The organism is Pseudomonas sp. LFM046 (assembly GCF_000949385.2).
GTDB lineage: Bacteria > Pseudomonadota > Gammaproteobacteria > Pseudomonadales > Pseudomonadaceae > Metapseudomonas.
The window spans coordinates 5,226,223-5,246,726 of sequence record NZ_JYKO02000001.1; the positions used below are offsets into that span (position 1 = coordinate 5,226,223).

Annotated in this window: 14 protein-coding genes and 1 pseudogene; 4 read left to right on the plus strand and 11 right to left on the minus strand. The window is 66.3% G+C overall.

Features of this window, described 5'->3' with window-relative positions; all coding sequences use genetic code 11:
- Positions 1–172: 172 nt before the first annotated feature.
- Positions 173–1,456: an FAD-binding oxidoreductase gene (locus TQ98_RS24095; protein WP_044873857.1), complete on the minus strand. Its 1,284-nt coding sequence runs from the start codon at positions 1,454–1,456 to the stop codon at positions 173–175.
- A gap of 91 nt (positions 1,457–1,547) precedes the next feature.
- Positions 1,548–3,038, minus strand: a complete 1,491-nt coding sequence (locus tag TQ98_RS24100; protein ID WP_044873856.1) for an aldehyde dehydrogenase family protein — start codon at positions 3,036–3,038, stop codon at positions 1,548–1,550.
- Positions 3,039–3,172: 134 nt separating this feature from the next.
- On the opposite strand from TQ98_RS24100, the gene TQ98_RS24105 reads away from it, so the two are divergent.
- On the plus strand, positions 3,173–4,072 hold the full coding sequence (locus TQ98_RS24105) for a LysR substrate-binding domain-containing protein (protein WP_044873855.1): 900 nt from the start codon (positions 3,173–3,175) through the stop codon (positions 4,070–4,072).
- 113 nt (positions 4,073–4,185) lie between these two features.
- Here the strand turns inward: TQ98_RS24105 and TQ98_RS24110 are convergent.
- Positions 4,186–4,452 (minus strand): annotated as a pseudogene (locus tag TQ98_RS24110) (group II intron reverse transcriptase/maturase); the annotation flags it as partial.
- Between the two features lie 392 nt (positions 4,453–4,844).
- Complete coding sequence (gene azu, locus TQ98_RS24115; protein ID WP_044870795.1) at positions 4,845–5,294, minus strand: azurin; 450 nt, start codon at positions 5,292–5,294, stop codon at positions 4,845–4,847.
- 396 nt (positions 5,295–5,690) lie between these two features.
- On the opposite strand from azu, the gene TQ98_RS24120 reads away from it, so the two are divergent.
- The 3 genes from TQ98_RS24120 to TQ98_RS24130 are packed head-to-tail and all read left to right on the plus strand — an operon-like array spanning position 5,691 to position 7,159.
- A complete protein-coding gene (locus TQ98_RS24120) occupies positions 5,691–6,278 on the plus strand; it encodes a TIGR00730 family Rossman fold protein (protein ID WP_044870794.1) in 588 nt (195 codons plus the stop codon).
- A 58-nt stretch (positions 6,279–6,336) separates the two neighbouring features.
- Positions 6,337–6,708: a DUF393 domain-containing protein gene (locus TQ98_RS24125; protein ID WP_044870793.1), complete on the plus strand. Its 372-nt coding sequence runs from the start codon at positions 6,337–6,339 to the stop codon at positions 6,706–6,708.
- A 4-nt stretch (positions 6,709–6,712) separates the two neighbouring features.
- Complete coding sequence (locus tag TQ98_RS24130) at positions 6,713–7,159, plus strand: GNAT family N-acetyltransferase (protein WP_044870792.1); 447 nt, start codon at positions 6,713–6,715, stop codon at positions 7,157–7,159.
- A gap of 213 nt (positions 7,160–7,372) precedes the next feature.
- Here TQ98_RS24130 and TQ98_RS24135 read toward each other — a convergent pair whose 3' ends face one another.
- The 7 genes from TQ98_RS24135 to TQ98_RS24165 form a co-directional block, all read right to left on the minus strand.
- A complete protein-coding gene (locus tag TQ98_RS24135; RefSeq protein WP_044870791.1) occupies positions 7,373–8,215 on the minus strand; it encodes a mechanosensitive ion channel family protein in 843 nt (280 codons plus the stop codon).
- Positions 8,216–8,354: 139 nt separating this feature from the next.
- A complete protein-coding gene (locus tag TQ98_RS24140) occupies positions 8,355–9,290 on the minus strand; it encodes a transglutaminase family protein (RefSeq protein ID WP_044870790.1) in 936 nt (311 codons plus the stop codon).
- A complete protein-coding gene (locus TQ98_RS24145) occupies positions 9,290–11,788 on the minus strand; it encodes a circularly permuted type 2 ATP-grasp protein (protein WP_044870789.1) in 2,499 nt (832 codons plus the stop codon). The genes TQ98_RS24140 and TQ98_RS24145 overlap by 1 nt, the downstream gene beginning before the upstream one ends.
- 92 nt (positions 11,789–11,880) lie before the next feature.
- Positions 11,881–15,168 carry a transglutaminase family protein gene (locus TQ98_RS24150; protein WP_044870788.1) on the minus strand — a complete coding sequence of 1,096 codons (3,288 nt, stop codon included), beginning with the start codon at positions 15,166–15,168 and terminating at the stop codon, positions 11,881–11,883.
- Positions 15,169–15,550: 382 nt separating this feature from the next.
- Positions 15,551–16,660: an SO2930 family diheme c-type cytochrome gene (locus TQ98_RS24155; RefSeq protein WP_044870787.1), complete on the minus strand. Its 1,110-nt coding sequence runs from the start codon at positions 16,658–16,660 to the stop codon at positions 15,551–15,553.
- A complete protein-coding gene (locus tag TQ98_RS24160; protein WP_044870786.1) occupies positions 16,657–17,892 on the minus strand; it encodes a parallel beta-helix domain-containing protein in 1,236 nt (411 codons plus the stop codon). The genes TQ98_RS24155 and TQ98_RS24160 overlap by 4 nt, the downstream gene beginning before the upstream one ends.
- A gap of 138 nt (positions 17,893–18,030) precedes the next feature.
- Positions 18,031–20,328, minus strand: coding sequence for a YgiQ family radical SAM protein (locus tag TQ98_RS24165; RefSeq protein WP_103103078.1), 2,298 nt, complete (start codon positions 20,326–20,328; stop codon positions 18,031–18,033).
- Positions 20,329–20,504 lie beyond the last annotated feature (176 nt).

The following is a 20,504-nucleotide window of genomic DNA, read 5'->3' on the forward strand; positions in this document are numbered from 1 at the left end:
TCCGCACTGTTACTGGGCTGCTGTCGTTACCTCCATCGTGCAAGAAACCACAATCTGCCTCAAAGATGTGCAGTGCAAGTTTTTTGCGATCTGCATCCCGTTTCACGGCGATTCATGGTTTGCAGGAAGGGTGTCGCTCAGCTCGACCCATCCTGCTTTTTGATTCCTCGAACTAGATCACCACGCGCAGGCACTGCCCTGCGTGGTAGAGCGAAAAACCCGCTTCGTAGAGCGAGCTTCTGAGGCCTACCGCCGCCACTGCGCGCATCGGCTGGAAGGGCATCGGCAGCACGTCCTCGTTGCCGCTCAGCAGGTAATTGGCGAATGCCTTGCCCACCACACTGCCGGTGGTGACGCCACGGCCGTTGTAGCCGGTGAACGCCAGCAGGCCGGGGGCCGGCTCGTAGAGGCGCATCAAGTGATCCGGGGTGAAGTCGATGCAGCCGGTCCAGGTGAATTCCCACTCCACCTTGCCGAGGTAAGGGAAGTAGTGACGCTGGACGCGGTCGGCCCAGGCCTTGAGGAACCAGGCCGGCTTGCGCGAGCCGTTGCCCAGGCTGCCGAGCAGCAAGCGGCCGTCGGCGTCGCGGCGAATACTGCTGAGCACCTGGCGGGTGTCCCAGGAGCCCTGCCCGCCCGGCAGGATGCGGTCAGCGGCAGTGCCGGCCAGAGGCGTCGACGCCACCTGGTAGTAGTAACCGGGGAAGAAATGGCGGCGTAGTTCAGTCCATTCGCCTTCGGTGTAGGCGTTTGAGGCGATCACCACCTGGGGGGCGATGGCCACGCCATGCTCGGTGACCACGCACCAGTTCACGCCCTGGCGCTCCAGGCGCTGCACCGGAGAATGCTCGAACAGATGCCCGCCGAGGGACTTCACCGCGCGCGCCAATCCACGGGTGTAGCCCATGGGGTTGAGGGTACCGGCGCGACGGTCGAGCAGCGCGGCCGCGATCTTGTCAGTGCCAGTGGCCTCGCGGCACGCGGCGCCGGTGAGCAGTTCCACCGGCGCGCCACGGCGCTGCCACTGTTCGCAGCGGCTGGCGAGGTCGGCCTGGCCACGGGCGTTGTGGGCCATGTGCAGGGTGCCTTCGCGGCGCAGCTGGCAGTCGATGTCGTAGCGATCCACCAGGGAGAACACCAGGGACGGCGCAGCCCCGAGGGTGCGATTGAGGCGCTCCCCAACCGTCCGGCCGAGACCGGCTTCGATCTCGTCCGGCGGAATCCACAGGCCGGCGTTGACCAGCCCGACATTGCGCCCGGAACCGCCATGGCCAGCGGTATGGGCTTCCAGCAGGCAGACGCGCTTGCCCGCTTCCAACAGGTGCAGGGCGGCGGAGAGACCGGTGAAACCGGCGCCGATCACGCACACGTCCACCTTGACCTCGCCGTGGAGCACGGGGCTTTCCGGCGGCTGGGGCGTCAGATATTCCCAGAGGCATTCCTGGCGCAGGGTCATTCGAATTCCTTAGGCACAGCCAGACGTAGATACCGTTAAGCCCCTCATCCCGCATCCGGGAGAGGGGCGCCAACCGCGAATCGCGGAATCATCAGTCGAAGGTGATGCCCTGGGCCAGCGGCAACTCGTGGGAGTAGTTCACCGTGTTGGTCTGGCGGCGCATGTAGGCCTTCCAGGCGTCGGAGCCGGACTCGCGGCCACCGCCGGTTTCCTTCTCGCCACCGAAGGCGCCACCGATTTCCGCACCACTCGGGCCGATGTTGACGTTGGCGATGCCGCAGTCACTGCCTACGGCCGACTGGAACAGCTCGGCCTCGCGCACATCGGTGGTGAACACGCAGGAGGACAGCCCCTGGGGCACGGCGTTGTTCAGGGCGACGGCGTCGGCGAAGTCGCTGTAGCCAATCACGTAGAGGATGGGCGCGAAGGTTTCGTGGCAGACCACGGCGCTCTGGCCCGGCATTTCCACGATAGCCGGCGACACGTAGTAGGCGTTCGGGAAGCTGTCCGCCAACTGGCGTTCGCCACCGAACACCTTGCCGCCTTCGGCGCGGGCCTGCTCCAGGGCGCGCTGCATGCCGTCGAAGCTCTGCTTGTCGATCAGCGGTCCCACCAGGTTGCCTTCCAGCGGGTGGCCGATGCGCACTTTGGAATAGGCGACTTTCAGGCGCTCGACGATTTCGGCCTTCACCGATTCGTGGGCGATCAGGCGGCGCAGGGTGGTGCAACGCTGGCCAGCGGTGCCGACGGCGCTGAAGAGGATGGCACGCACCGCCAGGTCAAGGTCGGCGCTGGGGGCGAGGATCATGGCGTTGTTGCCGCCCAGTTCCAGCACGCTGCGGGCGAAGCGGGCTGCCACACGGGGCGCCACTTCACGGCCCATGCGGGTGCTGCCGGTAGCGCTGACCAGCGCCACGCGCGAATCATCCACCAGGGCTTCACCGGCTTCGCGGGCACCGATCACCACCTGGCTGAGGTTGGCTGGCGCCTCGCTGAACTGCTTCGCCACGCGCTCGAACAGGGCCTGGCAGGCCAGCGCGGTGAGCGGGGTCTTCTCCGACGGTTTCCACACCACCGGGTTGCCGCAGACCAGCGCCAGCGCGGTGTTCCAGCACCACACGGCCACGGGGAAGTTGAAGGCGCTGATCACGCCGACCACGCCCAGCGGGTGCCAGGTCTCGCGCATATGGTGGCCGGGGCGCTCGGAGGCAATGGTCAGGCCGTAGAGCTGGCGCGACAGGCCGACGGCGAAGTCGCAGATATCGATCATTTCCTGCACTTCACCCAGGCCTTCCTGAGTGATCTTGCCGGCTTCCCAGGACACCAGTTCACCCAGATCAGCCTTGTGCTGGCGCAGGGCTTCGCCGTACAGACGGACCAGCTCGCCACGACGGGGAGCGGGCACCTTGCGCCAGGCCTGGAAGGCCTCGGCGGCGCGGGCGATTTTCTGCTCTACCTCGGCACGGCCCTCCAGGCGCACGGTGCCGATGCGGCTGCCGTCGATGGGCGAATGGACGGCGTGATCGCCCTGCTGGTAGAGGGACGGGTTTACACCGAGGCGGTCAAGCAGTGCGGCAACCATGGGAAGCTCCTTTCAAAAAAGCGGTTGAATCGTGAGGACTCCAGTAAAGCCGCGAAAAGGGCTTGCCAACAAACGACCTTTCCGACACATATCATTCCGTTAATTCATGACCCTGAATGTCGTTGAGAATCCCGATGCTGAAACGCCACATGCCATCGATCACCGCCCTGCAATGCTTCGAGGCGGTGGCCAGGCACCTGAGTTTCACCCGCGCGGCCGATGAGCTGAGCCTCACCCAGAGTGCGGTGAGCAAGCAGGTCGCGCAGCTGGAAGAAATGCTCCAGCACCTGCTGTTCCGCCGTGTGCGCCGCCGTCTGCAGCTGACGCCAGCGGGCTCGCTGTACCTGACCGAGGTGCAGAAGATCCTCGCCCAGGTGGAAATGTCCACGCACTACATGCTGTCCTACGGCGGCGACACTGAAGTGCTGCGAGTGGCCACCCCGCCCACCTTCGGCGCGCGCTGGCTGATCCCGCGCCTCAAGGGCTGGCGCGTGCGCCACCCGAACATCCACCTGGACCTGCGCAATGAACTGGAACCCACCGCCCTGGTCCAGGGCCGCTGCGATGTGGCGTTCTATTTCGGCCAGGGCGCCCTGCCCGGCGCCGAGTGCATCCGCCTGTTCAGCGAGGAAGTGGTGCCGGTCTGCGCCCCCGGCGTGATGCCCGAGCAGCCGTTCACCGAGCCCACCCAGCTCACCGACCTGGTGCTGCTGCAGAACGCCACCCGCCCGGAGGCTTGGCACGAATGGTTCCAGAGCCAGGACCGGCACACCGAGCACAGCTACCACGGGCCGCGTTTCGACACGTCGTACATGTGCATCCGCGCGGCCCAGGCCGGCTGCGGCGTGGCCCTGCTGCCGCGGTTCCTCGTGGAGGAGGAGCTGCAAGAAGGCAAGCTGGTGGTCCCCTGGGACCATCCGATGCCGAGCCAGAAAGCCTATTTCCTGGCCTATGCCGAGCACGCGGCGGAGGTGCCCAAGGTGCGGGATTTCGTGCGCTGGATGCTGAATCAGCTGGATCAGGAGCCGCTGTAGCGGAACGACTGCGGCCAGCTTCAGGAAAAAACGGAATGATGAATCGAGTAGGAGGTGGGGTCGCCCCCACCGTCCTCTCACACCACCGTACGTACGGTTCCGTATACGGCGGTTCAGGTCATACGGCTAAGCCGAGTCATCGTATCCAGTATCGACACCAGTCCAAGCGCGTCCCAGCACTTCTTCGGCAGCGCCTGCCGCAGGTGCAGGGCACCGGCGTTCCACCAGGGGCCGCGCCCGTTGGTGGCCGACTTCCAGGCCCGCTCCTCCGGTAAACCCAGGCGCATCAGCATGCGTGCCCGGGTAACCGGTCGCTTCCAGTGCCGCCACAGCACATTGCGCAGCAACCGCCGCACCCAGCCATCCAGCGCTTCCACGGGCCNTAGCACGCTGGCAAGCGCACAGATCTCCCAGGGTAATTCGCGCGACCTTCCGGCTTATGCCTGGCGGATTTACGTCGTAGCGTGCCGTGCAAGTACCGGGCTTTGACGATTTGGGCCGCCTCACCCCGCTACGCCGCCTCCATCCGCTTCCTGTTCGTCAGGCCAGCCATTTGCTTCCGGCTTCCTTCAGATTCGCAGTCACCCGCGACACCCTTGCCTTCCGCTAGCACTTCCCCTTGCCGGGCGTGCAGAGGACTTCCACCTCCAAGTCGTCCAGTTCACCACCACAGTGAACCGAACAGCGCCAGTCACGGCGCTACGCGCCATGCCTGGCGCACCCACAAAAAAGGCCGCTCCACGGAGCGGCCTTTTCGTGTTCACCCAGAAGGTCAGTCGACCAGGGCCAGGGTGCCCTTCATCATCGAAATGTGGCCCGGGAAGGAGCAGAAGAACTCGTAGCTCTCGCCGGCGGCCAGCTTGGAGACCTCGAAGGTGACGCTGGCGCTCTCACCGCCACCGACCAGCTTGGTGTGAGCGATGATGCGGGGGTCATCGGCCTTGACGTAATCCTTGTCGGCGCCGGCGGTCATGCCTTCGGTGGCGACGGCCTGGGCGTCGGCGGTCTTGCTCAGCACCCAGTTGTGGCCCATCACGTTCCTGGCCAGCTTGCCGGTGTGCTTGAGGTTGACGGTGAAGGTCTTGCAGCTCTTGCTGACCTTGATGTCCTTGGTGTCGAACGTCATCTGGTCAGTGCCTTGCACATCCACGCTACATTCAGCAGCCAGCAGAGGTGCACTGGCCAGGGCCAGCACGGATGCAACGACGAGCTTGCGAATCATGGGAGTCTCCTTGGCAGAATGGGCAAAAGGCCCAAGCAGGGAGACTGCACGATTCTCGGGCGAGCGCCCATGACCTGCGGCAACGAACCGCAACCCTGATTACAAGGGGATGACGGCGGCGGAGCTGATCAAGCTCGTCTGAGCTATCGACCTCATCGACACGTTCAACGGGCAGCCTGCAAAAAGCCGAACTAGGCTATGCGTCACCACTCACGAGGAGACGCGCCATGAAGTACCTCCTGCAAAGCCTGCTCGCTGCCTACGCTGCCGGTGCCTGTGGCGCCTCCGCCGACTGACCCCATCCCACTACCGTTCGGAAGCTGACCACTCGTACAGCTTGGAGCCCGAGGGCGAAGCCGGTACTCTTGCGCGCTTTTTTCGCTCCAGGAGTCCGACATGCCCTTGCGTTCCGTCTGCGTGTTCTGCGGTGCCAGCCCCGGTGCCAAGCCGATCTACCGTGAAGCTGCCGCCCTCCTGGGTCACACCCTGGCCGAACGCGGCATCACCCTGGTGTACGGCGGCGGTGCGGTCGGCCTGATGGGCACCGTGGCGGACGCAGCGCTGGCTGCCGGTGGCGAAGTCATCGGCGTGATCCCGCAGAGCCTGATGGACGCCGAAATCGGCCACAAAGGCCTCACCCGCCTGGAAGTGGTGGACGGCATGCACGCGCGCAAGGCGCGTATGGCCGAACTCTCCGACGCCTTCATCGCCCTCCCCGGCGGCCTGGGCACCCTCGAAGAGCTGTTCGAGGTCTGGACCTGGGGCCAGCTGGGCTACCACAGCAAGCCGCTGGGCCTGCTGGAAGTGAACAGCTTCTACGACAAGCTCACCGACTTCCTCGACCACCTGGTGGAAGAGCGCTTCGTCCGCGACCAGCATCGCGGCATGCTCCAGGTGGGTGGTCACCCGGAAACCCTGCTGGACCGCCTGGAAGCCTGGCGCCCCAGCAGCGCGCCCAAGTGGGTCGATCGCAAGCCGCACTGACCGCTTGCTCGTCCCGGATTTAAACTGTCCGGGACGAACCCACGGTCAGGAGCGATTCATGGAAGACGACACGCGGATCAAGGTCTACTACAACAGCGCCTGCCCGGTGTGCAAAGCGGGCATCGAAGGCCAGAAGGGCAAGACCACCGCCTGCGAGGTGGAGTGGGCCGATATCCACAAGGACAACGCGGCCGTGGGCGAGATTGGCGAGGACCTGGAATACGTTCGCGAACGCCTGCACCTGGTGGACGAGCAAGGCGTCAAGCGCATGGGGATGGATGCCTTCATCGTGCTCTGGCGCCACTCCCCGAAGGAACGCTGGAAGGCCCGGCTGTTCTCCCTCCCGCTGATCCACGGCCTGGCCCAACTGGGCTACAAGGCCTTCGCCCGCCTGCTCTACCGCTGGAACAAGGCCAAGCACCACTGGTAACGCGATGAAGCCCGACACGGAAATCCTCACCACCCTGTCCGCCACGGACCGCCAACGCCTGGTGGAGGTCTGGGAAGCCGCCGTGCGCGCCACCCATGACTTCCTCTCCGAGGACGACATTCAGTTCTTCAAGCCCCTGGTGCGCGACGCCTACCTGGATTCTGTGCGCCTCGCCTGCCTGCGGGATGCCGAAGGCCGCATCGCCGGATTTGTCGGCACCGTTGGAGAGAAGGTGGAAATGCTCTTCGTCGATCCGGCGCAGCATGGCCGAGGCATCGGCCGCGCCCTGATGGAACACGCCCTGGCGCAGGGGGCGAGCACGGTGGATGTGAACGAACAGAACCCCCAAGCGGTGGGCTTCTATCGCCGCCTGGGGTTCGTGCAATACCGGCGCTCGGAAGTGGATGGGGCGGGCAAACCGTTTCCCATCCTGCATCTGCGCAAGGGCTGAGTACCGCGCCCCTGGGCTTCGCCGGACGGTAGGTTGGCGCCGAGCGAAGCGAGGCCCAACGATCAAGGCCCGCTGCGAGCAGGCTGTTGGGCGTCGTTCCTCAGTAGCTTAGGGTGGATGTCGCTCTTCACATCCACCTTCTGCACCAGGCCCGAAGGTGGATCGGTGAAGCGTGATCCACCCTACCCATCCGGGCCAACCCTGCCTCCTGCCCTACGGCTGCTGCACGATGATGGTCTGTGCCGGCATGGGCGCCGGGAAGTCCGTGCCCAGGGCGTCCTTGATCACCCGGTTGCCATCGAAATACACCTGCCAGTAGTGGTCGTTGTGGCAGTACGGCCGCACCACCAGCACCGGGCCCACCAGGTTGAATTCGAGGATTTCCACATCCACCGCCGGGTCGGTGAGCACATTGGGAATGGCGGCGATGCGTTGCTTGAGCAGCGCCAAAGCGGCCTGGTAATCGGCGGCGCCGGAGAGCTGGGCCTTCAGTTCCACACGGCGGAACGCGTTGTGGCTGAAGTTCTGGATGGTGTCGCTGAAGATCTTGTTGTTGCCCACCAGGGTCAGCACGTTGTCCGGGGTGTTGATGACGGTGGCGAACAGGCCGATCTCCTTCACCGTGCCGGTCACGCCGCCGGCGCTGATGAAATCCCCCACCTTGAACGGCCGCAGGACGATGATGAAACCGCCCGCCGCCAGGTTCGCCAGAAGCCCCGACCAGGCCATGCCGATGGCCACGCCCACTGCCGCGATCAGCGCCGCCAGGCTGGTGGTCTGGATGCCGAAGAAACCGAGGATGCCCACCACCAGGAGGATGTTCAGGGTCACGGTGATGAACGAGCCGACGTAGCGCAGTACGGTCGGGTCGACCTTCTGCCGCTCCAGAGACCGCTGGACCAGCCCTACCGCAAAGTTGATGAGCCAGCGGCCGACGACCCAGAAGGCAATGGCCGCGAGAATCTTGACGCCGAAGGTGGTGGCGTACTGCGTGACGGTGTTCATGAACGCGCTGACCTTCTCGGTCCCGACGCTGACGATCGTTGTTTCATCCATGGCGAAGCACCTTGCACGAGGAAAGTGGCCTCGGAAAAGCTAGCACGGCGTCGGCAAAGTGCTTGTCAGGCCCCCCTCCGCAAGTTGGGCTGAGGTACGAAGCCCAACGATGCGTGGGCCCGACATCGCACGTCGGGCCTCAGACAGCCACTTCCCAGAGCGGCATGACGGTGACGCGCACCTCGGGATCGTGGCTGCCGCCGCCGAGGATCACGCCGCGCAGAGGCGAAACATCAGAGAAGTCGCGCCCCCAGGCCAGGGTGATGTGTTCCAGGTTGGGCAGGATGTTGTTGGTGGGGTCGAAGTCCACCCAGCCATGGCGCGGGCAGTACACCGAGACCCAGGCGTGGGACGCGTCGGCACCGATCAGGCGCGGCTGGCCGGGGGGCGGCTGAGTCAGCAGGTAGCCGCTGACGTAGCGCGCCGCCAGCCCACGGGAGCGCAGGCAGGCCAGCATCAAGTGGGCGAAGTCCTGGCAGACGCCACGGCGGCGCTCCAGCACTTCGGTCAGGGGAGTCGCCACCTGGGTGGCCTCGGCGTCGAAGGCGAATTCGCTGAAGATCTTTTCCATCAGGGCCGCCACGCCCAGCAGCAGCGGCCGCCCGGCGGGGAAGCAGCCCGCGGCGAACTCGGCGAACTGGCGCTTGATGCGCACGTAGGGCGACTCCACCCGGTAGCGGCAGGCGTCCAGCTCGACGGACGACAGGGCGCTGCCGGTATAGGCGAGGATGGCCAGGACCTGTTCCCAAGCCGGCGAGGCGGCCAGGTCCACAGGCCCGTGGGGCAGCACTTCCACCTGCAGCCGGGTGTTCACCTGCAATTCGTCATGGGGACGTTCGAAGGCCAGGCGCGTCAGCGGATTGCCAAAGACATCGGTGAGGTCCTGGCGCAGGGTGGGCTCCGGCTCGACCAGCAATTGCTGGCCGGTGCACAGCTGCCAGGGGCAATCGCGGGGCCACAGGTGCACCAACTGCTGGGACAGCGAAACCGGCGCGGAATAGCGATACCGCGTGTCGTGGAACACCTGGTAACGGGCACCCTGCACAGGGGCGATGGATTGGGCTTGCGCGCGCATCAGGTGGATACCGTTTGCTGGCTGACGTCGTCGACGTGGGCAAAATAGCGCAATCCGAGGCGGTCCGAGACCTGCCCGACGTGCAGTGCGATTTCCCGCAGCAGGCCGGCCAGTCCGGCCAGCACATCGTCCAGGCTTTCACTGCCGAACAGCGGGTCCTCCAGGGTGGCCAGGTCGAAGGCCAGCAGGCGCCCGATCAGGCCGCTCAGCACCAGTTCCTGGGGCGCGCCGAATTCCAGCTGCAGGCGCCCCAGGGAACGTTCCAGCGCCTGCAACTGGAAGCGCAGTGCATGGGGGTTCTGCTCGTGCAGCAGGAGCAGGTCGAGGACCGGGATCAACTGAGGCGACGCCAGGTAACGCGAACGGTAGGTAATCGTGCTGTTGCCCAGTTCCAGCAACCACTCCAGCGCCACCGGGTCCCAGGCGGCACCGCCCTCCAGGAAGCCGGCGATGCCATCGGCGTAGAACTGCACCCGCTCGATGCGCCGGCCGATCATCAGGAAGCGCCAGCCATCGTCGCGGGTCATGTCGTCCAGGGCGAAGCCGGACAGCGCAGCCAGGGACATCAGCAGGCGGTTGAGGAATTCCAGGGCCTCGCCCAGGTCGGTGCGTTTCGCATCCAGGGCCTGGGCCTCGCGGTGCAATTCCAGCACCGCGTGCCAGTTTTCCCGGGACAGGCGCCCGCGCACCTGGGCCGCGGCCCAGTGCAGGCGGCGCAGGTTGGCACTGACGCTGCTGGGCCAGCGCTCGTCCAGCAGCGCCGCCAGCAGGCGCTGTTCCAGGGGCTCATCACCCAGCGGCAACAGGCCGACGGCGCCAGCCAGGCGCAGCGCCGATTGCAGCGCCTGTTCGTCCCCGTCGGCATCCACATAGCGCGAAAGCACCACCCGCAGCAGGCGTGCGCCGTCTTCACAGCGCTCGCCGTAACGGCCGAACCAGAAGAGGTTTTCCACCACCCGCGACGGCAGGTAAGGGTCCTGGCGAATCAGGTCGCGCACGCCGAGGGTGCGCGGGCGCAACGGCTCGCCCGCCACCGGCAGGTCGGCCAGTACCCAGGTGTCCTTGCTCGCGCCACCGCGCTGCATGGAGACCACTTCGGCATCCGCCGCCGAGGCCACTCGCGTCAGGCCACCGGGCATCACCCAGTACCGGCCGTCGCTGCCGGCCACGGCGAAGACGCGCATGCCGATGGCCCGTGACTGCAATGCGCCCCGCGCCTCGTCCCCCTCCCAGACCGGCGCCTGGGACAACTGCGCCATGCGTTGGGCCACATAGGCATGGGGATGGACCTGCAGGCGCTTGCGCAAGGCCAGCAGGGCGCCGTCTTCCAGAGCGTGGCCGAACAAGGGTTCGAAGCTCTGGGACGGAAACGCCGGTTTGATCACCAGCCCCGCCAGCCCTTCCAGGGACTTGCCAATCCCCTGCCCCGTGCCGCACCACCAGGTGCCCACGGTGGGCAGCAGCAGGTCCTCACCCAGCAGGCGCTGGCTGACCCGTGGCAGGAAGCCGAGCAGGCCCGGGGACTCCAGCACGCCGCTGCCCAGGGCGTTGGCCACCAGCACCCGGCCGTGGCGCACGGCGTCCAGCAGACCGGGCACGCCCAGGGCGGAGTCGGTGCGCAGCTCCAGGGGGTCGCAGTAATCGTCGTCGAGACGGCGCAGCACCGCGTGGACGCGCTTCAGGCCGCCCAGCGTCTTGAGGTAGAGGGTGGCGTCGCGCACCGTCAGGTCATGGCCTTCCACCAGCGGGAAACCCAGCTGGCGGGCCAGGTAGAGGTGCTCGAAGTAGGTTTCGTTGAAACGCCCCGGCGTGAGCAGCACCACCAGCGGCGTCTCGCCGTCGCTGGGGGCCTGGCGGATCAGGGTTTCCTGCAGGGTGCGGAAGTAGCCGGCGAGGTACTGCACCCGCAGGTCGCGGTACAGCTCCGGCAGGGCGCGGGAAACGATCTGCCGGTTCTCCAGGGCGTACCCCGCGCCGGAGGGCGCTTGCGTGCGGTCGGCCAGCACGTGCCAGTGGCCGTCGGCATCGCGGGCCAGGTCCACCGCGTAGCAATGCAGGAAGATGCCGCCGGCCGGCCGCACGCCCTGGCAGGGCCAGAGGAAGTTGGGGTGACCGAAAACCAGTTCACTGGGCAGCAGCCCGTCGGCCAGCAGGCGCTGTTCACCGTAGAGGTCGGCCAGCACGGCATTGAGCAGGCGTGCGCGCTGCGCCACCCCGGCAGCGATGGGTTGCCATTCTTCGGCCGAAAGCAGGTTGGGCAGCAGGTCCAGCTCCCAGGGCCGGTCGGTGCCCTTGGGGTCGGCGTAGACGTTGTAGGTGACACCGTTTTCCTGAATCTGCCGGGCCAGCAATTCCTGGCGTTGCTGCATCTGCGCCGGCGTGGCGCGCTCCAGCTGCTGGAACAGGCGCTGCCAGTGAGGACGCACCTGGCCTTCGGCATCCAGCAGTTCGTGGTAGGCCGTGGCGGTCAGGGGGTAGTGGGCTAGCAGTTCGGACATCCGGGAACTCGTCAGGTGGGCAGCAGGGAAACTGTAGCGGACGGCGCGGCGCCCGGTCGCCGTGGCGCCGACCGGGTCGCCCCTTGCACCGTCTAGCGGCGGCGCAGGTCCAGGGTCATGGGCAGTTCGTCATCGACCACAGGCGCGCCGACCAGCAGCTTGCCCGGCGTGTGCCCATGGCGGAAGAAGCGCGCCAGGCGCCGGCTTTCGGCTTCGTAGGCGTTGACCGGGAAGCTGTCGTAGCTGCGCCCGCCAGGGTGCGCCACATGGTACTGGCAGCCGCCCAGGGAACGTTGCATCCAGGTATCCACCAGGTCGAACACCAGGGGCGCCTGCACGCCGATGGTGGGTTGCAGGCAGGAAGCCGGCTGCCAGGCGCGATAGCGCACCCCGGCGACGAACTCGCCGCCCCGCCCGGTGGGCCGCAGCGGCACCGGCTGGCCATTGCAAGTCAGCACGTAGCGGTCCGGCGCCATGCCGTTGACCTTCACCTGCACCCGCTCCAGGGAGGAATCCACGTAGCGCACGGCGCCTCCGGTGGCGCCCTCCTCCCCCAGCACGTGCCAAGGTTCCAGCGCCTGGCGCAGCTCCAGGTCGATGCCCTTGACCTGATAGTCGCCGTACTTGGGGAAACGGAACTCGAAGTGCGGGGCGAACCATTCGCTGCGCAGCGGATAACCCTCGGCGTTGAACTCGTGGACCACATCGTCGAAGTCCTGCTGGACGAAATGCGGCAGCAGGAAGCGGTCGTGCAGTTCGGTGCCCCAGCGCACCAGCTTCGGTGGCTGGTAGGGCTCATTCCAGAAGCGCGCCACCAAGCCGCGCAGCAGCAGTTGCTGGGCCAGACTCATGCGCGCGTGGGGCGGCATCTCGAAGGCGCGCAGCTCCAGCAGGCCGAGGCGGCCGGTGCTGCTGTCCGGCGAGTAGAGCTTGTCGATGCAGAACTCGGCGCGGTGGGTGTTGCCGGTGACATCCACCAGCAGGTTGCGCAGCAGCCGGTCCACCAGCCAGGGCGGGCAATCGGCGCCGGGTTCTGGCATCTGGCGGAAGGCGATTTCCAGCTCGTAGAGGGCGTCGTTACGCGCCTCGTCCACCCGTGGCGCCTGGGAGGTCGGACCGATGAACAGGCCGGAGAAGAGGTAGGACAGCGACGGGTGGTTGTGCCAGTAGCTGATCAGGCTGCGCAGCACGTCCGGCCGGCGCAGGAAGGGCGAATCCGACGGGGTGGCGCCGCCGAGAACGAAGTGGTTGCCGCCACCAGTGCCGACGTGTCGGCCGTCCACCATGAACTTCTCGCTGGACAGGCGGCTCTGCCGCGCCGCTTCGTAGAGGAACTCGGTGCGTTCCACCAGCTCGTCCCAGTTGTTCGAGGGGTGGATGTTCACCTCGATCACGCCCGGGTCGGGGGTGACGCGGAAGTGGGTCAGACGCGGGTCGCTGGGGGGCTCGTAGCCTTCCAGCAGCACCGGGCAGTCCAGTTCGCCGGCGGTGGCTTCGATGGCGGCGACCAGCTCCAGATAGGCTTCCAACTCATCCAGCGGCGGCATGAAGAGGTAGAGCCGTCCCTCACGAGGTTCGGCGCACAGGGCCGTGCGGGTAATACCGCTGGCAGACTGATGCAGGCCCGGCTCGCGGGCATCGCCCCGGCTTGTGGGGGCACCGTCGCGCAGTTGCTGGCGAATCAGCGCCGCGCGGCGCAGCGGCGGGAAGGCCTGGCTGGGGTCAGCCGGGTTCACGTAGGGGTAATCGGCCTCGCTGACCCAGGGTTGAGAATCCAGCGGCAGTCGGTAGCCGAGCGGCGAGTCGCCAGGTATCAGCCGGCAATGCTCGTCCCGCAGGAACCAGCGGCCACTTTCCCAGGCGTCTCCCGCCGCGCTGCGCGCCAGCGGCAGCACATGGCCGATGACCTCGCCCAGACCGCGCTCGAACACCCGGCGCAGGCGCTCGCGCTCCAGCGGGTCGGCCAGGCGGGCGTCCTCCGGGGTGACGTTGGCGGGCAGCTTGCGCTCGCGCCAGAGGTAGTAGAACCAGTCCTCGAAGGCGGGAAACTGGTTATCCACAGGCACACCGAGGCGATTGGCCACACGGCCGAGGAAGCGCGAGGCAAGGTGGGCATCGGCGCCATAGCTGCGGCCCTCGTTCGCGTAGAGGGCGGGTTCCTGCCAGATGGGCTCGCCGTCCTTGCGCCAGAAGCAGTTCAGCGACCAGCGCGGCAGCTGTTCGCCGGGGTACCACTTGCCCTGGCCGAAGTGCGCCAGCCCCTGGGGCGCGTAGTGCGCACGCAGGCGATGGAACAGGTCGGCGGCGAGGCGGCGCTTGTTGGGGCCCTGGGCCGTGGTGTTCCACTCCGGGTCGTCGGGGTAGTCGATGGCGATGAAGGTGGGCTCACCGCCCATGGTCAGGCGCACGTCACCGGCCACCAGGTCGGCGTCGATGTGCGCCCCCAGCTCGCGGATGGCCTGCCACTGTTCCTCGCTGTAGGGCTTGGTCACGCGCGGCGCTTCCCACACGCGCTCGACGCGCATGTCATGGGAGAACTCGCACTCGCACTCATCTACCCCGCCGCTGATGGGCGCCGCCGAGGACGGCTCCGGGCTGCAGGCCAGGGGAATGTGACCTTCGCCGGCGAACAGGCCGGAGGTGGGGTCCAGGCCGACCCAGCCGGCGCCGGGCAGGTAGACCTCGCACCAGGCGTGCAGGTCGGTGAAGTCCACTTCGGTGCCGCTGGGTCCGTCGAGGGACTTCTGGTCGGCGGTGAGCTGGATCAGGTATCCGGAGACGAAGCGCGCCGCCAGTCCCAGGTGGCGCAGCAGTTGCACCAGCAGCCAGGCCGAGTCGCGGCAGGAACCGGAGGCCTTTTCCAGGCTCTCCTCCGGGGTCTGCACACCCGGCTCCATGCGGATCAGGTAGCGGATGTCACGGGACAGCTGTTGGTTCAGCGCCACCAGGAAGTCCACGCTGCGCCTGGGCGTGAGATCGATGCGCGCGAGGTAGTCGGCGAACAGCGCCGTGGCCGGCAGGCGGCTGAGGTAAGGCGCCAGTTCACGCTGGTCGTCGGCGGTGTAGCTGAAGGGGAACTCCTCGGCGTAGGGCTCGAGGAAGAAGTCGAATGGATTGAACACCGCCATCTCGGCGACCAGGTCCACCTCCACCTTCATCTCCCGGGTCTTGTCCGGGAACACCAGGCGCGCCAGGTAGTTGCCCTGGGGGTCCTGCTGCCAGTTGATGAAGTGTTTGCCGGGCGCCACCTTCAGCGAATAGCCGAGGATGCGGGTGCGGCTGTGGGGCGCCGGCCGCAGGCGGATGATCTGCGGACCGAGCTTGACCTCACGATCGTAGCGATAGTGGGTGACGTGGTGCAGTGCGACATGGATCGACACGGCGTGCCTCCTGCGAGCCTGGGCGATACCGGGAGCGCGCAAGACTTGTGCCAGCCCCCGAACCACGGAATTCGGCCCACCGGAGCACCGGAATCGGGCCACCTTCGCACCCGGATGGCACGGCCGCACAAAAATGGTTCGCGGACGGGCCGACGGGTGCCCCTAGCCTAGCGGTGGAAGATGAAGGAGAAAGGAATTCGTGATGAGGTAGTTAGGTTGATTGGGCATAAGCATCTGCTCGGCGGACAGGGGCAATGTTCTTTGTAGGGGCGAATTCATTCGCCAAGGGCAGCGCAGCTGCTCCCCTGAGCCTCCAAAGGCAGTCCTTCGGCCTGCTTGGCGAATGAATTCGCCCCTACAGGGAGAGCGACTGCCGTCCCCGTCAGCATCCCCCCGGCAGACCGGCGATCCAGCGGGTCAGTACTTCCAGCCCCTCGTGGTGGACGGTGGAGCGGCCCAGCTCCGGCATCATCACGCTGGGGTCGGTGCTTTCGACCCGGTAGATCAGCACCGAGGCGTCGGGCTGGCCGGGGTGGATATCCACCAGGCGGTCGCCAGAGCCCTTGCCGGCGGCCACCGGTTGCTTGCACAGGCCGGAAGGAATGCCCAGCGGCGTGGCCGGGTCGAGGTAGAGCCCGGACGTGCGTGCCGGTCCCTTGGGGTTGTGGCAGTGGGCGCAGTTGATATCGAGGTAGCTGCGGGCCTGCTGCTCCAGCCCTTCCCCGGTGCGAGGGGCAGCGACCAAGGCATTGCGCGGCACGCTCTCCAGCTTCGGCAGGCCAGCCAGCAGGCCTTGGCGCTGCCAGCGTTGCAGCTGGTTTTCCACAGCCTCCGGATAGGCCAGGTCGCGATTCAGATGGCGGGCCTTGGGGCCCAGGGGCTGGACGCCCTCGCCATGGCGTTCCTCATGGCAGCCGGCGCACTGGTTGGCGTCGGGCACTTGATAGTCCACCGCAAGGGTTCCGCCCTGCTCGTCCCGCAGCGCCAGCGACGCACTGGCGCCCGCCCATTCCAGGATCGCGTCCTGCTGGGTTTCGTCCCACACATAGGGCAACGCCACCCAGCCCTGCTGCTGGCGCACCAGCACTCGGGTTTCCATCAGGCGCACCTTTGCCAGGTCCAGGCCGCTGGCCGGGTCACGGTCATCGCGGGTGTTCTTCAGCAGGCGGCCGTGGTCGTCCTTGGGGTAATAGAAGGTCTTGGTCAGCACGGTGCCGACCGGGAAGTCGAAGCGTTCTTCGCCGTAGCGGGCGGTCTGGCCCGGCGGCATCCAGACGGTGCGCAGCTTGTGGGCGTAGTCGCTGAACAGCGGGGTGTTGAGGTCATAGGCCAGGGCCTGGGCGGCCGGCTGCAAGTGTCCGTCAGCCCGGCGCAGCATGCCCCAATCGCTGAGCCTTTCCGGATAGGCCTCGCCCTCGGGCAAGTAAAGCGGCGCCGGCTGCCGGTCGCAGCCGACCAGCAGCAGCAGCGCCAGGCAGAGTACGAGCCTCATGAACCCTTGTTCTCCCCCGCGCTGGTCAGCACCACTTCGGGTAGCGGCGGCAGCGTGCAGCGGTGGGCGCTCATGTCGGTGCTGATGTTCTTGAAGTTGTTGGGCGCGTCGACGTTCACCAGGCTGGCCGCACCGTTATCGACGCAGATGCCCAGCTCCGCCGGGAGCTTGCCGTCCACCGCCTTGGCGGGGTTGAAGTAACCGTCCCAGAGGATGTCCGGCAGTCGACCATTGAGGCCGAACTGGGCGATCTTGAGGGCCTTCAGTTCCAGGTGGTCCGGGCTGTCGCCACCGGGGCCGAAGCGGTTGCCGTGGATGGCGATACGCTCCGGGTACGGATCGAAGTCCTGGTGGGTGGAGAGGCCGCTGTAGCCGGTGCTGAAATAGCTGCTGACGATGATGTTGGCGGTGCGGTGGTTGCCGATGTCGTTGTCGAAGATTTCCATATCGTCGTTGGAGTTGATCACCACCCCGGAACCGGCCGGCACGCTGGCCACCGGCGTGCCCTTGTGGCCGAAGTTGTCGTGGTTGTTGCCCTCGATGCGGTTGCGGTAGACGCGGGTACCGTGGCCCGGCTGCTGGAGGTTGGGCATGTTGAAGACGAGGATGCCGCCGGTGTTGCCGGTGGCGACGTTGTCGTAGACGTCGGCGCCGATGGTGTTCTCGATCTCGATGCCGGCGACGTTGCGCTCGGCGCGGCTGTTGCGCACCACCACGTTGCGCGATTGGCCGACGTAGATGCCGGCGTCGGAAGCGCCGATCGCCACCGCGCCGTCGATCAGTGTGTTTTCCGTCTGCACCGGGTAGATGCCATAGGCGCCATTTTCGGTGGCCGGGCCGTTGGTCCATTCGGTGCGGACGTTGCGGATGACGATGTTGCGGCCGCCCACCACCTTGAGGGCGTCACCCTTGGTGTCCTCCAGGGCGAGGTCCTGGAGGGTGAAGTCGGAGGCGTCCACCAGTAGCCCTTCGGCGCCGGCCTTCTGACCCTTGAAGTTGAGGATGGTCTTGTCCATGCCGGCGCCCTTGAGGGTCACCCCGCTGACCTTGAGGCTGAGTCCCCGGTCCAGATGCCAGGTGCCGGCGGGGATTGCGATGACGGTGCCGGGCTTGGCCTTGATCAGACGGGCCTGGAGGTCTTTCTGGAAATCGGCGTGGGCAACGGGGGACTCGGTCTGGTCACCGCAGCCGGCGAGCAGGATGGCGAAAGCCAGGAGGGAAAGGGGGCGCATAGCGGCTACCGGATTCTTGTTGTGATTGCTGGCACTATAGTGCCAATAATCATTTTGTTAGGAAGAGTCCGACAAACGATCGCTCCCACAAGGCATGCCGCAGAAAGAAAAACGCCAGCCCGAAGGCTGGCGTTTTCATTAGCGCGGCGCCACAGGGCGCTTGGCCGGCTTCTTCTTGCCGCCGCCCTTCTCGGCTGCGGCTGCCTTGTTTTCGGCTTGCTTGCGAGCAAAGGCTGCGGCCTTGGCCTGCTCGCGCTTGTCCCAGGGCTTGCTGCCGTCGCTGGCGCGGGGCGGCAGGCCGGTGTGCTGGGTCAGCATCTTGCCAGCGCCACCGACCTTCTTGCTGCCGGCCGGCGTGGAGTTCTTGCGGCGTGCGCTGTGGTACTCGTCCGTGGCCGGTTGATAGGCCGGGATCAGTTGGTGCTTGCCGTTGCCGATCAGGTCGCCACGGCCCATGCGCTCCAGGGCCTCGCGCAGCATCGGCCAGCCCTTGGGATCGTGGTAGCGCAGGAACGCCTTGTGCAGGCGGCGCTGTTCCTCGCTCTTGACGATCTTCACCCCTTCGCTCTTGTAGGTGACCTTGCGCAGCGGGTTCTTGCCCGAGTGGTACATGGCGGTGGCGCTGGCCATGGGCGACGGGTAGAAGGCCTGCACCTGGTCGGCACGGAAACCGTTGCGCTTGAGCCAGAGGGCGAGGTTCATCATGTCCTCGTCCGTGGTGCCGGGGTGAGCCGCGATGAAGTACGGGATCAGGTACTGCTCCTTGCCCGCTTCCTTCGAGTATTTCTCGAACATTTGCTTGAAGCGGTCATAGCTGCCGATGCCCGGCTTCATCATCTTGTCCAGCGGACCGCGCTCGGTGTGTTCCGGGGCGATCTTCAGGTAGCCGCCGACGTGGTGGGTCACCAGTTCCTTGACGTACTCGGGGGATTCCACGGCCAGGTCGTAGCGCAGGCCGGACGCGATGAGGATCTTCTTCACCCCCGGCAGGGCGCGGGCCTTGCGGTACAGCTCGATCAGCGAGCTGTGGTCGGTGTTGAGGTTCTCGCAGATGCCGGGGAACACGCACGACGGCTTGCGGCAGTGCTTCTCGATCTCCGGGCTCTTGCAGGCGATGCGGTACATGTTGGCGGTGGGGCCGCCAAGGTCGGAGACCACGCCAGTGAAGCCCGGCACCTTGTCGCGCATCTCCTCGATCTCACGCAGGATCGATTCGTGGGAGCGGTTCTGGATGATCCGGCCTTCGTGCTCGGTAATCGAGCAGAAGGTGCAGCCGCCAAAGCAGCCACGCATGATGTTCACCGAGAAGCGGATCATCTCGTAGGCCGGAATCTTCTCCTTGCCATACGCCGGGTGCGGGACGCGGGCGTAGGGCATGCCGAAGACGTAGTCCATCTCCTCGGTGCTCATCGGGATGGGCGGCGCATTGAACCAGACGTCCACCTCACCGTGGCGTTGCACCAGGGCGCGGGCGTTGCCGGGGTTGGTCTCCAGGTGCAGCACGCGGTTCGCGTGGGCGTAGAGCACCGGGTCGTTGCGCACCTTCTCGAAGGACGGCAGGCGGATCACGGTCTTGTCGCGGGTCAGGCGCGGGTTGGGCAGCAACTCCACGACCTTGGCCTCGTTGGGGTCTTCGACCGGGCCCTTCTCCTGCTCGATGGCGCAGGCCTGCAGGTCCTGGGTGTTGACGTAGGGGTTGATGATCTTGTCGACGTGGCCCGGACGATCGATGCGGGTGGAATCGATCTCGAACCAGTCGGCGGGTGTGTCGCGGCGGATGAAGGCCGTGCCGCGCACATCGGTGATGCTCTCGATGCTCTCGCCCCAGGACAGGCGCTGGGCGATTTCCACCACGGCGCGCTCGGCGTTGCCGTAGAGCAGGATGTCGGCGGTGGCGTCCATCAGGATCGAGCGGCGCACCTTGTCCTGCCAGTAGTCGTAGTGGGCGATGCGGCGCAGGGACGCCTCGATGCCACCCAGCACCACCGGCACGTGGGTGTAGGCCTCTTTGCAGCGCTGGCTGTAGACCAGGCTGGCGCGGTCCGGGCGCTTGCCGGCGACGCCGCCGGGGGTGTAGGCGTCGTCGGAACGGATCTTCTTGTCCGCGGTGTAGCGGTTGATCATGGAGTCCATGTTGCCCGCCGCCACGCCGAAGAACAGGTTCGGCTCGCCGAGCTTCATGAAGTCGTCCTTGGAGCGCCAGTCCGGCTGGGCAATGATGCCCACGCGGAAACCCTGGGCTTCCAGCAGGCGGCCGATGATGGCCATGCCGAAGGACGGGTGGTCGACGTAGGCGTCGCCGGTCACGATGATGATGTCGCAGGAATCCCAGCCGAGCTGATCCATCTCTTCCCGGCTCATCGGCAGGAAGGGTGCGGGACCGAAACACTCGGCCCAGTACTTCGGATAGTCGAACAGCGGCTTCGCAGCTTGCATATTTTTTGACCAGCGGGCTTTTTTACGGGGCGCGGAATATAGCACAAATTTTGAGCAAATCCGACGAGCACACTGGGTTTCTGCTGGGCAGGACACAAGCTTGTAGGATTTTGCTTACAGACTGATCACAGAATCTCCAGATCGCTATACTCCTGCCGACACGAATACCGCCAGGC